Source organism: Botrimarina hoheduenensis, from assembly GCF_007859815.1.
In the GTDB taxonomy this organism is placed as follows: Bacteria; Planctomycetota; Planctomycetia; order Pirellulales; family Lacipirellulaceae; genus Botrimarina; species Botrimarina hoheduenensis.
Map to the genome: position 1 here is coordinate 708,185 of NZ_SJPH01000002.1, position 13,452 is coordinate 721,636.

Sequence of the window (13,452 nt, forward strand, 5' to 3'; positions counted from 1 at the left end):
CCCTCCGCCCGGGTAAAGCTTGCTGCCTGGGGTTCACCGGCGTGAGCAACTCCACGCTACAACCACAGATGCAGGCGACCGCCAAGCATGTCGGGCAGTTTTTTCTGCACCATCTTCTCGACCTGTCGAGGGTGATAGCGCGTGCTCAAATGAGCGGCGATCACGAGCTGGTTTTCAAACAGCGCGGCACGCTCGACCCAGTCGTCCAGGTGCATGTGGCCGTGCTTGTGGATCTTCTCTTTGCGGTGCTCGGGAGCGACGAACGTGAGCTCGGCGATTAGCACCTCGGCCCGATACATGTCGGGCGTCGCGTCGAGCCCTTTGGGCGAGCTGTCTCCCAGATACGCGACGCGGGGCAGGCGGATCTCGTGGGTGACGGAGGTGCCGGCCAGCCGCAAGTCGCGGATCTCGTTGCCGCTGAGTCCCTCGTACTTGGGAAGCAGCTTGTTGCGACGATGCCAAACGATGTACCCGAGCGAGGGGACCGTGTGCGTGGTCGCGTGGGCGCTGACGACCAGCTCACGCGAGAGCTCGATCTCGTCTCCTGGAGACACGCCGATCAGCTCGCAGGGCATCCGTCCCCGATCAAGCCTGATGAACGCCGCCAGAAGCTGCTGAACCGCTTCGACGTTCTCTTGAGGTAGAAAAATCCGCGGCGGCTCCATCTTCATCATGCGTCGTCGGGCGACATACACCGGCAGCGCGGCGATATGGTCCAGATGGGCATGCGAGACAAACCAGGTCTCCGTGCCCATGAAGCTCCACGGTTGCAGCCCCAGATCGAAGCCCAGATTTAGCTCAGGCAGCCGCCAGTAGCTTTGGACCGCTGCGCGGCTGTACCCCTCGATCGTGAGGTCGTCGTGCTGGAGCGTCTTTACCGGGGCGTTATCGACCAACGGAATCGGGGCGGGCTAAGTCAGTGGGGGCAGTGAGCGGTCACCGTGGAGCATAACGTCACGGTCAGAGGAGCGATTCTAGCCGGATGGCAGGTGGCGTCACCCGGGCCCGCCGGAGGCCTATCGTTAATCCTCGTCTTCAGGCCTTCATGCGGCAGACAGTGTCGTCTGGCCGAATCCCGCCGGCAGAGGCCGCGGACCGGGTAGGACGACAATCGGGCCGAATCGCTCGGGCTGCTCCGCCAGCGCGTGACCGTATCGAACCAGCTCGAGGATCGCCAGGAACAGCCCCACCAGCGTCGAGCGGTGAACCGGGCCTTCGATAAAGAGTTCTTCGAAAGGGACCGGCGCTGTGGCCGAGCGGAGGTGCTTATCGATCCGCTGCATGTGCACATGGACCGGCGTGTCATCGTAACGGATCGTGGTCGGCTCGGCGGGTTTGGCGAGCCGTTCGCTCATCACCCGCGAAAACGCGCTCACCAAGTCCCAGACCTCGATCGCCTCGATCGGTCGAGTGGTAGGTTCTTCGGTCACGGGTGGCAGGGCACGCCGCGAACGGCGGGCGCCCCACGCCTCGTTGCGGGCCGCCAATCGCTCTGCAAGGTCGCGGAACTCTTTGTATTCCAGCAGTCGTTCAACCAAGTCATGTTGAGACTCGATGACTTCCTCGGGAGCGGACACCGATTCGTCGGGCAGAACCATCTGCGACTTTATCTCGATCAGTACGGTGGCGACCTCCAAAAAGTCGCCGATCGCGTCGATGTCGAGAGATTGCAAACGCTCGACGTGAGCGAGGTACTGATCGATCACTGCCGAAAGCGAGAGCTGGGCAACCTCTACCTCGTCCTTACGGACCAGGTAGAGCAACAAATCGAGCGGGCCGTGAAAGCCTTCGATCGTGACGCGAAATTCCATAGTGAGTCACGACGCGGGGACGCAGGTGGGGCAGTTGCCAGCGCGCTAGAGTTGGCCTAGCAAAGCCGGGCCGACTTCATGCAGAGGGCCTCTTCCACACCGTAACGGTTTGCCAAGCCGGGCTTTTAACAGGCGAAGTCGGTCTGCGGGAGACGAACCAGCCGCCTCGATGCTGTCAGTACTTGAGAATCTCGCCAAACAACTCTGCCTGCTAGCAAAAAAAGCTCGCCGCCCGTAGGTACGAGCGGCGAGCTAATCGATCTAAGTGGGTTCGGAAGGCGGCAAGCGAATCGCCGCACAACCAACTCACATGCAGCAGGGGTCGCAGCAGGCACGCTTGGCGCGGAGGCGAGCCAGCAGGCCGCAACGCTTCTTGGCGGGCTTGCAGCAGGGGTCGCAAGCGGGCTCGCAGCAGACGGGCTCAGCTTCGCAGCAGACGGGTGCGGGCTCGCAGCAAGTCTCAACAACCGGGGCGGGCTCGCAGCAAGGGGCCGGAGCGGGCTCGCAGCAAACGGGAGCGGGCTCGCAGCAAACGGGCTCAGCTTCGCAGCAGACGGGGGCGGGCTCGCAGCACGCCGGGGCGGGCTTGCAGCAACGGTTCTTGCGGCAACCGAACGCGTCGGCGTTGCTGGCGCTCGACAGGGCGACAACGGCCACAGCAGCGATCATCGTCGCACGCACGAAAGAAACAAACGACATAGTGACTCTCCAGAAACTGATCAGGGTGGGAGGCGGGACTTTTGGCTCCCGCCCTGGTGTTCTCTGCTGCCGCCACCGAGGCGGGAGCCGCCGGGCCACTTTCGCACCTGCAGCCTTTGCGGCGACTGGGTCGAAAATGCGGCCTGGGTGATTGAGGTTATCACCGCCCTTTCTGCTGTAAAGGGCCCCTGCTTGCGCTCTGGAAAAAAACAGCGCAAAGTTATGGCACAGAAAGGCCATAAAATCGCACAAGTCTTTGAACCAATACGACTTAAGGCTGGAGGGTCCTCTATCGCCGATCCGCAGCCGGTTCCGCATCGATCGCTGCTGTGCGTGCGGCGGGGCGGGTGGCCGGTGCCTCGACATACTGTCCCGCGGTCGCCTCGGTTTCGTCGGCGGGCTCGAACTGGAGCACGCGCGGTTCGGCCCCCAGGCCGGAGTCCCACGCTAAGCCGAACACTCTCCAGCCGTTGGAGCCGCGACGCAGCAGGCACAAAAGTTCCTCCGTTTGCCCTTCTCCCGTGGGAGTCAGCAGGCATTGCACAACCCCTTGATCGGTATCAACAAGCCGGGCTTCGGCGATCTCGAGGGCTAATTCTGAGGGACCCACGCTCGCTAGCAGGTCTGGCTCGGTTGCGACACGCTGTGCAGCCGTGGGGGTCAACCAGCGTGAAGCCCCGGCCGCGTCGCCGCTCAGCAGCGCCGCAACAAACCGCTCGGCCGCAACCCGCAGCTCGCTAGTCGTGGCGACTGCCGCGGGCCCCGTTGGTGCCACAGTTGCAGCTTGCGGTGCGGTGGCAGGAACCGGCTGGCCGCAGCCAGTTTGTAGCGCCAGAACGCAAACCAGGAGCAACGGATATTCGACGCGGTGGCTCATCGTGAGGCCTGTCGGGGGCTGGTGACGGTGGGACTGGGGTGCGACCGTCCCAAACCGTTGCCTTGACGTCAACGTCGGGTTGGCTTGCTATCCGGCCACAAGCCCTCGATCCACCGACGCCTGCTCGCGGCTGTAAACCGCTAGCACCGCCTCGAAAGTCTGCGGGGAGAATTTCCACACGGGCTGGCCATCGATGTGAGCGGCACAGTGCGTGGTCAGCATCCGAAACAGGAACTTAAACACGTGCCGGGGCGTGCGAAGAGATCGCAGGGCATCGATGAGTCGTGCATCGCTGACGGCCGGATCGATTAGGTCGCGCAGCAGGGGCCGGCGTCCTTCCGCGGCGCAGGCCAGCAATCGCGCATTGGCAAGGTCCAGGAGCGCTTCGCCAGTCCAGTCGAGCGAGGGCACCACGTTCTGTTTGTCGAGCCGTGCGCGCTGATGGAAGTCACGTCCTTCGCGGGCTAAGTGCTCATGCAGCTCGGCCGGTAGCAGGAGTTTCACACCCAGGCCGGGTTGCTTGAGAAACTTGTTGTCCAGCATCGACCAGACAAAATCGCGCATGTGTTCGACTCGGCCACCGGTGAGGTGCGGCTCATCGATACGGTCAACCAGCACGACAACACCGCTCGAACCGAGCGAGCGGAGCACGCTTTGCAGTTTCGCGAGCAGCTCGTAGCGGTCGTCCGTGCGGCGATGGATCGGCAGCGGCTGGTTCGCCAGAGCCGACTGATCGAGGCACATGAGCTGCCGACGCAGGGCGGTCGCGTCGCGACGAATCACCCGCAACCGACGCCGGATTGACCCCGCCGCGATCTGGCGGTCGCACCATTTATAGATCCACGGCGACCAGCCCAGCAGAATCGCCAAATAGGGCCAGGCCGTCTTAAGCCACGACCACTCGCGAGACCAGGCGATGAGACCCAGCACCGCGATCGTGATTGCCACGCCCAGCAGTGCGCTGTACCAGCTCCGCCAGGTTCCCCCGCCGATCGACCGGCTAAGCCGTTTCCAACGCTCCAGCGGCGGCTCGGCGTGTGAGTCGTCGTAGCACGCGGCGAGCAGAAGCAGATCGCGTTTCTGGGCAGTATCGAGCTTGTTGCGAGCGTCTGCCGGATCGATCCGATTGGCCGCCGGCCCGCGGGGCGTGGCGGCGTGCAACAGGCGATCCACCAGATCGGTCACCGCCAGCGACAGCACGCCGTCCATATGGTCCCAGAGCTTCCACTCGGCGAGCACCCGGCTCGGGTCCCGCTGCTTGCGGGCAGGCAGCCGATCGGCAAAGCGGTCGAGCAACGGGTTGAAGTCGTCGTATTCGACAACCCACAGCCGATCCCCCTTGGGCGCGTGGGCGTTGTGCGTCTTGATGGCGTCGGCAATCTGCAACCGCATGGCGGTTTTGCCGGCACCCTTCTCGCCGAAGACGACCGAGGTCGCGGGGTCCGCCGGATCGCCGAAGACCTTGTCCCAGGCCGGATGACGCACCTCGACGCAGCGAGACTTGAAGACCTGGTCGGTTTGGGCGTCTTCCTCGGCAAACGGATTACTCTGCACGCCGTGATGATCAAAAAATTGCTGCGTACGCATGACGGACCCGAGGGGGGCGACTCAATCGTTGTCAGAAGGGCAGGGCGGTATCTCCGCGAATAACGCGGCGGGGCCCCTGCACCAGTTTAGGCCAGCAGCCGAGACGAGTCTTTGCTCGCCACGGTAGGTGGTGCGACTGAGGATAGAATAATCCGTATAATCGTTGGTGCGATGTCCGATTCCCTGCCACCGTTACCGCCGCTCAAGACCGACCCCAAACACGGCTACTTCCCGTGGTGGCCTGAGGATGGCGACAACTGGGTTCATCCGCAGGACGTCGCGGTCGCGCGATCGGTGATTCCCAGTTCTCGGGTGTGGCGTCGCGAGGGAATCGAGCCCGCTACGCCAGAGGACTATGTCGTGATGAGGTACGGATCGGTACAGATCCGTGTAAGACGCACCCTCTGGCGAGAGTTGCGATCGGAAGGGTTTGAAGTCGGCGACATGGTCGAGGTCCGCCCCCGGGGGATGACCAACGAGCCGCACACCGGGCACGTTCGCGACGTGCTTTGGAACGAGCACGAAGGACGGATCGAGTACTTCTTGCTGGGCGTGGAAGGCACGCCTTTCGAACACGCCTACACGGCGCAAGACCTTCGCCACACGGAAGCCCCGCGTCCGCAGGAAGAATTTCGGATCGAACCTTCCGGAGACGAGGGCGACTTCGAGTTGCTAGACCCTTGAAGCCCGTCCCCGCCACGGGGACCGCTCAGCTCACCGGCATGCGGTCTTCCAGCCCCAGCCGCTTCATCTTCTTGTAGAGCGTTGTGCGATTAATGCCGAGCTGATCGGCGGTCTCGTTGCGATTCCAGCCGTTGAGTTCGAGCACTTCGAGAATGATCTGTCGCTCAGGGCCTTCAAGGGCTTCTTTAAGCGTCTGGCCCGTGTAGCCCGCTGAACCACTCGCGTGCGGGTTCACCAACCGCATCTCGACCGGCAGGTCAGAAAGCTGGATCACCTCTCCCTTGCCCAAAAGGACGGCGCGCTCGATGACGTTTTGCAGCTCGCGGACGTTGCCGGTCCAGTGAAAGCGCTGCATCGCGGCTAGCGCCTCGTCGGAGAACCCCGTCACGCCTGGCCGATTGGCGTCTTCGCGGACCTCTTCCAAGAATCGCTTGGCGAGCAGCGGGATGTCGCTCGGACGGCTCCTCAGCGGCGGCAGCTCGAGATTAATGACATTGATGCGGTAGTACAGGTCTTGGCGGAACGCCCCCTCGGCAACACGCTGGGCCAGGTCTTCGTTGGTAGCCAGAACAACGCGTACATCCACCCGGTGTGTTTGTGTGCCGCCCACCGCCTCGAAGGCGAGCTCCTGCAGCACCCGGAGCAGCTTGACCTGCATGGCAGGCGTAGCCGTTCCGATCTCGTCCAGGAAGATCGTTCCGCCATCGGCTTGGAGGAACTTGCCCACCTTGTTGGTCGTTGCTCCCGTGAACGCTCCGGCAACATGGCCGAAGAGTTCGCTCTCAAGCAGGTTCTCCGGCAGGGCTCCGCACGCGACTTCGACAAACGGGCCGGTGCGGCGCTCGCTCCGGGTGTGGATCGCTCGTGCGATCAGGCTCTTACCCGTGCCACTCTCACCGGTAACCAGCACCGTCGCGCGGGTGTTGGCGACGCTCTCGATAATGTCGAAGACGCGCAGCATCCGCTGGTCGGAGCCGATGATGTGGCTCATGCCGTGTTTGCGATCCAGCTGCTGCTTCAGCTCGGTGTTTTCTGCGAGCACTTTGCGTTGCGAAAGAGCACGCTCCAGTGCCATGACCAATTCGTCGTCGATCAGGGGCTTGGTCAGGTAGTCGAAGGCCCCTGCGCGAACCGCGTCGATCGCGGAGTCGGCGGTTCCGTAGCCGGTCATCAGCAGCACCTGGGTGCCGGGCCGACGGCGGAGCGATTGTTCGAGCAGGTCGAAGCCGTCGCCATCGCGGAGACGGATATCGGCCAGAACCAGGTCGTACGAACGGGCGGTGATGCGGTCCAAAGCGCCGGCGTAGCTCGATTCGGCATCAACCTGCATGCCAAAACTCCGCAGCCAATCGGCCATCGACTCGAGCACGTGGTGGTCGTCATCGACCAGCAGGAGCGAGGCGGATTGGAGCGCAGCGGGGGGGGAGCCGACGGTCATCTTGAGCTTTCGGGGTGATTGGCACACGACTTGTGTCGCCAAATACCTACGTCACAGACTGGCTGTGTCAAAAAAGAGACACCGCCCCGGCACCGATTCCCGGGTAACCGGGAAATCGATCCAACCAGAAAAATCAAAATAATCCGCTAGTGTTTGCCTGGCGGAGAGCTATGCTCAACACGCCGTGACAAGTTTGGTCAACCGAACACGGGGCCAATCACGGTTTCTTCTCGCCGCCTCGCTTCTTGTGAGTGACACGCTAATGAACGCCGATTTGCGGAGTCGATGCGCGCTGCGCGTCTTGTTTCTTGTTGGCTTGGTGGGGGGGGCTTCGCACGCTAATGCCCACCTGAACAGTTTCACCCCCGCGGACGGGTACGCCCCGCAGTACGGGAGCATCACCGGTGACGTGACCTACTACAACGCCGGGCAGTACGGGGCCAACTCAGGCGGGGGTTCGGGCCCCACTTTCTTGCTGCCCGATAGCGGTCTGTGGGAGCTGACCAGCCCTGTCGGCGGATACTTTGCCTCCGCGGTGAACCGCCTCAGCTACACCGCGACGGCACCGGCGTATGCGCCGACCGATCCTAACGGTGTGGGCGCGTACGCTGTCGGCGGCCACTTCGGTGGTCGGACCGACGCCTACAACCTAGCCCTGCGCAACGATACGCCGCTGGGGACCGGAGCCATGGAGTACGACTACAACCTCGATAGCTACGACTTCGGTGGCGTGACGCCAGCCAGCGTTACCTCGGGAACGGTCGATGTGAGCTTTTACTTCTGCCCCAATCCGGGCGACACGCCGACGCCCGACAAGTCGGGCGACAAGTTCACCATGTCGTTCAAAGACAGCGCTAACAACATTGGCTTGCAGTGGGGATACGCCCGAGACAATTCGGTTTACTGGCGTGACAGCCCTTCGAATCCCTGGAACGCCACGGCCTTCATCGCTGACCAGAACAACTGGGATGGCGTGCGGGTTTCGATCGATCTGACCGCGGACACGTTCTCGCTGGACTACTTTGATCTCTCGGCCAACACCTGGACGCCGTTGGCCCCTGCGGGAACAGCGCTCGGAACGGCGCTCAACGACCTGACCGTGCTCGGCTGGCGTCTCGAAGATGGCCTGAACGCCGGGCCGCTGCTGGGCAAGAACTTCTTCGATGACTTTGGCTTCAGCGTTCCGATCCCAGAACCTTCATGCGCTCTGCTAATGTTGCTGTCGGCGGCGACGCTTCTTTACAAGCGGCGTTGATCACGACCAGCGGTTGGCGGATGGGGTAGCTCCTGCGCCCGACTTACCGGGCGCGGGGGTGAGCACGCTCGTATGCCTCACGCAGGTTGCGTGTGCTGAGGTGGGTGTAGATTTGCGTGGTGACCAGGCTCTTATGGCCGAGCAGCTCTTGCACGCTGCGGATGTCGGCTCCGCGATCCAGCAGGTGGGTCGCGAAGCTGTGCCGCAGCGTGTGCGGGCTGGTGCGGCGATCGAGCCCCGCGGTTGCCAGATGCTTCTCCAGCATCCGGGCAACGCTGCGCGTCGTGAGCCGCCGACCGAAGCGATTCGTGAACACGGCCGCCGCTTCGCCGGAGGGTTCGGCGGGGTGCAGCGATCGGGCCGCAAACCAGTTTTGCAGCGCAGCGCTAGCAAAAGAACCGAGCGGAGCGAGCCGTTCTTTGCGGCCCTTGCCGCGAACCCGCAGGACCCCCTCTTCGAGGTCGAGGTCTCCGTCGCACAGGCCGACAAGCTCACTGACGCGGAGGCCCGCCGAGTACAGGGTTTCGAGGATCGCACGATCGCGCAGACCCTGGGCGGTCTTCGTGGCGGGGGTCGCGAGCAGACGGCCGACTTCGTCGCTGCTGAGGAAGTGCGGCAGCCGTTGCGACTTGCGGGGGTTGCGCAGAGCGGCCGCGGGATTCGCGGGGGCCCAGCCCTCACGCTGCCCGAAACGAAAGAAGCTGCGCGCCGACGCGAGCCGACGCGCGATCGATGACTTGGCATAGCCCGCTTCGCCCAGCGCCGCGGCGTAGCCGCGCAGTTCGGTGGGAGTGATCGACGCGGGTTCGGGGGTCTTGCCGGTTTCGTCTTCGAGGTACTCGGCCAGGCCGGCGAGGTCTTCTCGATAAGCCTTGATCGTGTGCGGCGAGGCGTTGCGCTCGCGCTGCAAGTGACGCAGGAACTGGCCCGTTTCGCGACGCACGATTCAAGAATCTCCCAAAAGAAAAGAAAAAGGCTGCAGGGCATCGCCAACCTAGTGGTAAGCGAGACCCCGCAGCCTGTGGCTTGATCGTTCGGGAAAGAACTCACTCCTTGGGGAGCGGTGCCTTGCCCGACAGTCGTGAACCAAAAAGCTGTTGCTTTTGGGCCTCGTTGCGGATCCGCTTGCTGAGCACCGCGGCGTCGTACCACGTGAAGCTCAGCTCAGGGTTCGACGCGGCGCGGCCGAGGGCTCGGAGCGCGGCGGCTTGCTGATCATCGCTGTACAAAAATAGGTACCGTTCCGTGCCTTTGACTAAAGCCAGAACATTCACTTCATCACTCACGGCGGGCGCCTCCGTGCGGCAGCTTGCGGGGGGAATGCGAGCGGCGGGGACGACCGAGCTCCGCTAGGGGGCGGCATCCGGGCCACCGCGCTAGAGGACACAGAACGATCGTGTGCTCTAACGACCGTCTATCGGCCACGCGGCCAGCGGCTCACCACTCGCGTTTCACCACCTCCACCGCGCGCGATCAGCATCTCGCTCAGATGGCGGTGGCAGCAGAAGCGGATGAAGTCGTCGCTACGCGACAGGTACGACTGCCAGCCGCCGGTGCGCGCGTCGTCGCGAAAACCGACATAGTCGGCAAGCGCTGCAGTGAATTCGGCATCGGCACCATGATAAACCTGCGTTTGCGTCATAACCGGACCGAAGTTCGGACTCGCTTGAGGACGCACGGCAGAGGGACCGGGAGGCGTGAAGCCGCTCGCATCGGGCCATTCCGGGGGGAATGCGCCGGTGGCATCAGTAGCGACGCTTGATCCTGTCGGGCCGATCGCATCGTTCGCAGCGTACGAAGTGGCCTCTGCGCCGGCGTCGCGCGCATCGATAGCGTCCTGCGGAGCGGGCAGAGATTCGGCAGGCTCCCCCGAACCCTCGAAAGGATCGGCCTCGAGCGGCTGCGTTGCTTCCAAGGGGAAGGGGAGCGGCTCACTCAAGGGTGCCTGATCGGTCGGCGTGACCACCTGGGGCAGACCACCAACCGTCGGCGATTGTGTTTCTAGCTGTGCGCGAGCCAACGCCATCTCGGCTTCGAAAACCACTTTCGGCGGGATGTACTCTTCCATCGCCGTGCCCCACGGGAGCCCATAACCGGCCGGGATCTCGTGGAATCCGGGGTTGCTGGCGTACCAACTGACACGCAGGCCGCACCGGGGCGGATAGTAGGGTGAAAACTCCGTGACGGCTCCGACAACCACGGCATCGACCCCCAGCGCTTCGCCCAGGGCACGCACTTTCGCCGGATCGTCTAGGTTCACGATCCCCATCTCGCGCATCGCCGTCTCCACGACGCCAACCGGAACGACTTCATAGCCGGGGATAGTTTGCAGTTCTGAGAAATAAGCCCGCGCGAATTGGCGACCATCAACCGTCGGCTCTTCGCTTTGGTTGAAAAATGGCGTAACCGCCACCCGGCTCAGCTGCGGGAAGGGGTTGTGCAAGAGCGCTTGGTGCGAGACCTCGGGCACGACAATGTGGCACCCGGTCGTCAGAACGACGAGCGGCGCGAGCGCAAGCAGCAGTAGTCGAAAGTACGACCGCATCGGGGCAATAGCCTTGCCAGCAGCCCCCCTGCTAGCACGCGGCGCGCGGATGCGCCGTCTCAGGGGGCATCGGCACAATCGTCACAACCGCTACAGATATTCTCGGGCAGAGATCGTGGTTTCAAACGAGGCCAGCTAGCGATCGCAACGCCAGCGGCTCGCGCGTTGCGATCGGCTCGCCGTAGGCGGTGCCGATCGCTTTGCCCCAGTAAGCCGCTTCATCGCGCAAGCGCTCGAGAAACGTGGGGGGCTCGGTCGGTCGGCCGGTGACAAACTGGCTGTGGTAGCAACGGATGGCCGCTAGCTTTTGCTCCCAGACCTCCGAGATGTCCAGCACAAACGCGGGCTGAGGTGCCAGCTTCAGATGAACACAGTAGTAGTAATAGATCCGCTCGGGGTGATACGGCTCGCCCGGTAGGTCGCACTTGGTGAGTTTCGCCCAGAAGCGGGCATCCTCCACCAGCTTGGTGGCGGCGGTGTGGTCAGGATGGGCGTCTTCCCAATAGGGAGCGAACAGCCACCGAGGCCGCTCTCGCCGCAGGACTCCCGCTAGCTTCGCGCGGTTCTCAAGGGTCGGCTCGAGTGAGCGGTTCACGAGTCCGAGATTCTCTCGCCACGGCAGGCCGAGCACTTCCGTGGCGGCGGCGGTTTCACGCGCGCGCAGCTCGGGCGAGCCGTGCGGCGTTGGTTCACCGCTTGTCAGGTCGAGCACGCCGACCCGCTTTCCCTCGGCCAGCAGTTTCAGGATGACGCCGCCGGCACCGAGTTCCGCGTCGTCAGGGTGCGGGGCAATAATCAGGGCGTCCAGCATGCGTGGCGGCGGGTCGGTGAGCGGGGGTGGGGAGTTTGGCGACGAATCTCTACGCTAACAGAAAAGCTAGTGTAACTCGTCCTTGGTTCCCGTCGTTAAAACGCCGCACGATATCGCTATGTCTGTTGCAAACACCTTTGAAAAGGTCCGCGCGCACGCCCGTGAGACCGCCCTGCTGTCGTCAATCTCGGGCCTCGTCGAATGGGACGAGCAAACCCATATGCCGCCGGCGGGGGCCGCGTGGCGCGCCGAGCAGCAAGCGTATCTTGCCGGCGTTATCCATCGTCGCAGCACCGCCCCCGAACTGGGCGATTGGCTGGCTGAACTAAGCGCTGCGGACGAGTCTGCTGATCCCGAGAGCGACATCGGCTGCGTGGCCCGAGAGATGACGCGCGTCTACCACCGGCTCACCAAGCTGCCCGGCGAGCTCGTCGAGGAAGTGGCCCGCGTCGCGAGCCAGTCGCATCATGCCTGGGCGGCGGCTCGCAAGGCAGACGACTTTGCGACCTTTCGTCCATCGCTCGAGCGGATGCTCGAGTTGCAACGGCAACGCGCTGCAGCCTTTGGGTACAACGGCTCACCCTATGATGCGCTGCTGGATGAGTACGAGCCCGGTGAAACGGGCGACTCGGTTGGCGCGGCGCTTGCCGCGCTGCGCGACCAGCTGACACCGCTTGTCCAGCAGATTGTACAGAGCGGCGTCACGGCCCCGAGCGAACTAACCCAGCGGAGCTTTCCGGTTCAACAGCAAGTGGCTTTTGGTAAAGTCGCCGCGGCGGCCGTCGGCTTCGATTTCCAAGCCGGCTCTCTGGACGTGACCCCCCATCCGTTTTGCGGCGGGGCCGGCCCGCGCGATATCCGGCTCACGACGCGCTACAACGAGCACGACTTTGTTGACGGGTTCTTCAGCATCCTGCACGAGACGGGACATGGTCTCTACGAGCAGGGACTTTCGGAAAAATGGTTTGGCTTGCCGCCGGGGACGGCGATCTCGCTGGGCATCCATGAGTCGCAGTCACGCATGTGGGAGAACCTGGTCGGCCGCAGCCGTGGCTTCTGGCAGCACTTCTTTGCTCCGCTGTGTGCGGCCTTCCCCACCAGCATGAAAGGAGTCGATCCCGACCAGTGGTGGTTCGCGATCAATGAGGCCAAACCCTCGCTGATCCGTGTCGACAGCGACGAAGCGACCTACAACCTGCATGTGGTGGTACGGTACGAACTCGAGCGCGCGATGATCGAGGGCGATCTGGCGGTGGCCGACCTGCCCGGTGCGTGGAACGAGGCGTACACGCGCATCGTCGGCGCGACTCCCGCGAACGATGCTCAGGGCTGCCTGCAAGACGTGCATTGGAGCATGGGTGCCTTCGGCTATTTCCCCACCTACGCGCTGGGGAATCTCTACGCCGCTCAGCTTTTCGAGCAGGCAGAGTCGGACCTCGGCGACTTAGGGGCCCGCTTCGCTCGGGGCGAGTTTGCCCCGCTGCTCGATTGGCTCCGCACCAAGATCCATTCGGTCGGACAGCGTGTCAGCGCCGCGCAGCTGGTCGAGCAGATTACCGGCAAGCCGCTTTCGGCCGAGCCGCTGATGGCCCATCTGCGGACCAAGTTCGGCGGCCTCTATGGGCTTTGAAACTTGATCCCAGCGCAGCGGCGGGGGCGTTCGGTGCGTCGGGAGCGGTAGACTTTGCGGTTTTTGCGGATTTGGTGGACCCTTGGGGGCCGAACCGGGTGCTAGCACCCGCTAC

Annotated in this window: 13 protein-coding genes; 3 read left to right on the plus strand and 10 right to left on the minus strand. The window is 63.5% G+C overall.

The window, feature by feature from the left end; genetic code table 11:
- Positions 1-56 precede the first annotated feature (56 nt).
- From Pla111_RS06575 to Pla111_RS06595, 5 genes are all read right to left on the minus strand, one after another.
- The gene (locus Pla111_RS06575) at positions 57-896 is read right to left on the minus strand and encodes an MBL fold metallo-hydrolase (protein ID WP_146572532.1); all 840 of its coding nucleotides are present in this window, start codon (positions 894-896) and stop codon (positions 57-59) included.
- A 147-nt stretch (positions 897-1,043) separates the two neighbouring features.
- A complete protein-coding gene (locus Pla111_RS06580; protein WP_146572534.1) occupies positions 1,044-1,811 on the minus strand; it encodes a segregation and condensation protein A in 768 nt (255 codons plus the stop codon).
- Between the two features lie 306 nt (positions 1,812-2,117).
- Positions 2,118-2,510, minus strand: coding sequence for a hypothetical protein (locus tag Pla111_RS06585; protein ID WP_146572536.1), 393 nt, complete (start codon positions 2,508-2,510; stop codon positions 2,118-2,120).
- A gap of 289 nt (positions 2,511-2,799) precedes the next feature.
- Positions 2,800-3,387, minus strand: coding sequence for a hypothetical protein (locus Pla111_RS06590; protein ID WP_146572537.1), 588 nt, complete (start codon positions 3,385-3,387; stop codon positions 2,800-2,802).
- An 87-nt stretch (positions 3,388-3,474) separates the two neighbouring features.
- Positions 3,475-4,974 carry a hypothetical protein gene (locus Pla111_RS06595; protein WP_146572539.1) on the minus strand — a complete coding sequence of 500 codons (1,500 nt, stop codon included), beginning with the start codon at positions 4,972-4,974 and terminating at the stop codon, positions 3,475-3,477.
- 171 nt (positions 4,975-5,145) lie between these two features.
- Between Pla111_RS06595 and Pla111_RS06600 the strand changes: the two genes are divergently transcribed.
- Positions 5,146-5,658, plus strand: a complete 513-nt coding sequence (locus Pla111_RS06600; protein ID WP_146572541.1) for a DUF6960 family protein — start codon at positions 5,146-5,148, stop codon at positions 5,656-5,658.
- A 25-nt stretch (positions 5,659-5,683) separates the two neighbouring features.
- On the opposite strand, the gene Pla111_RS06605 is transcribed toward Pla111_RS06600, so the two are convergent.
- Entirely contained in the window at positions 5,684-7,096 is a 1,413-nt protein-coding gene (locus Pla111_RS06605; RefSeq protein ID WP_146572543.1) for a sigma-54-dependent transcriptional regulator, read from the minus strand.
- A gap of 247 nt (positions 7,097-7,343) precedes the next feature.
- Here Pla111_RS06605 and Pla111_RS06610 point away from each other — a divergent pair, with 247 nt between their 5' ends.
- Positions 7,344-8,351 carry a hypothetical protein gene (locus Pla111_RS06610; RefSeq protein WP_197524814.1) on the plus strand — a complete coding sequence of 336 codons (1,008 nt, stop codon included), beginning with the start codon at positions 7,344-7,346 and terminating at the stop codon, positions 8,349-8,351.
- 43 nt (positions 8,352-8,394) lie between these two features.
- Here the strand turns inward: Pla111_RS06610 and xerC are convergent, their stop codons facing one another.
- The 4 genes from xerC to bshB1 form a co-directional block, all read right to left on the minus strand.
- Entirely contained in the window at positions 8,395-9,294 is a 900-nt protein-coding gene (xerC, locus tag Pla111_RS06615) for a tyrosine recombinase XerC (protein WP_146572547.1), read from the minus strand.
- 103 nt (positions 9,295-9,397) lie between these two features.
- Complete coding sequence (locus Pla111_RS06620) at positions 9,398-9,637, minus strand: hypothetical protein (protein ID WP_197524815.1); 240 nt, start codon at positions 9,635-9,637, stop codon at positions 9,398-9,400.
- Positions 9,638-9,765: 128 nt separating this feature from the next.
- A complete protein-coding gene (locus Pla111_RS06625) occupies positions 9,766-10,896 on the minus strand; it encodes a hypothetical protein (protein WP_231930789.1) in 1,131 nt (376 codons plus the stop codon).
- 121 nt (positions 10,897-11,017) lie between these two features.
- The gene (bshB1, locus tag Pla111_RS06630; protein WP_146572549.1) at positions 11,018-11,707 is read right to left on the minus strand and encodes a bacillithiol biosynthesis deacetylase BshB1; all 690 of its coding nucleotides are present in this window, start codon (positions 11,705-11,707) and stop codon (positions 11,018-11,020) included.
- 118 nt (positions 11,708-11,825) lie between these two features.
- On the opposite strand from bshB1, the gene Pla111_RS06635 reads away from it, so the two are divergent.
- Positions 11,826-13,337 (plus strand): carboxypeptidase M32, encoded by a 1,512-nt coding sequence (locus tag Pla111_RS06635; protein WP_146572551.1) that lies wholly within the window; start codon positions 11,826-11,828, stop codon positions 13,335-13,337.
- Positions 13,338-13,452: the final 115 nt, after the last annotated feature.